Raw genomic sequence first — 673 nt, 5'->3', positions numbered from 1 at the left:
TTTATTATCAATCATCAAAGATGCTTATGAAGAAAAGAACGGAATCCTTGGATATCGCCAAATGACAATCAAAATAAACCGAGAACATGATTTTCATGTGAATCACAAGCGAATCTACCGACTGATGCAGATCTTACACTTGAAATCCGTATGTCGTAGAAAAAGAAAGAATTACATCCATTCCACACCTGAAATTACTGCAGAAAACATCTTGAATAGACAGTTTGAGAGCAATCAATTCGGCACCAAATGGCTTACAGATGTAACAGAAATGAAGTATGGTATTCAAAATAAAGCTTATCTTAGTGCTATTCTAGACTTGGCAGACAAAAGCATTGTTTCCTTTGTACTTGGACATTCCAATAACAACGAACTTGTCTTTAAAACATTTGATATAGCGCACCAGGTGTATCCGGATGCAAAGCCAATCTTCCATAGTGATCGTGGCTTCCAATATACAAATAAGATTTTTAAGAAAAAACTAGACGATGCAAAAATGACACAAAGCATGTCAAGGGTAGCGAGATGTATTGATAATGGACCAATGGAATCATTTTGGGGAATGTTGAAATCAGAAATGTATTACCTTAGCAAATTCAACTCATATGAAGAGCTAGAATCAGCAATCATGGAATACATAGAGTATTACAATAATCGACGGTATCAAAAGAGG

Annotated in this window: 1 protein-coding gene; it reads left to right on the top strand. The window is 35.4% G+C overall.

The window, feature by feature from the left end; translation table 11 throughout:
- Window positions 1-10 precede the first annotated feature (10 nt).
- On the top strand, window positions 11-673 hold a 663-nt coding region (locus BHU72_RS09330), incomplete at its 3' end, for an IS3 family transposase (protein WP_367114478.1).

Origin of the sequence: Desulfuribacillus stibiiarsenatis (genome assembly GCF_001742305.1) — a bacterium.
Lineage (GTDB): Bacteria > Bacillota > Bacilli > Desulfuribacillales > Desulfuribacillaceae > Desulfuribacillus_A > Desulfuribacillus_A stibiiarsenatis.
Note: the sequence above shows the minus strand (reverse complement) of the source record. Positions and strands in the feature narration are given on the sequence as shown.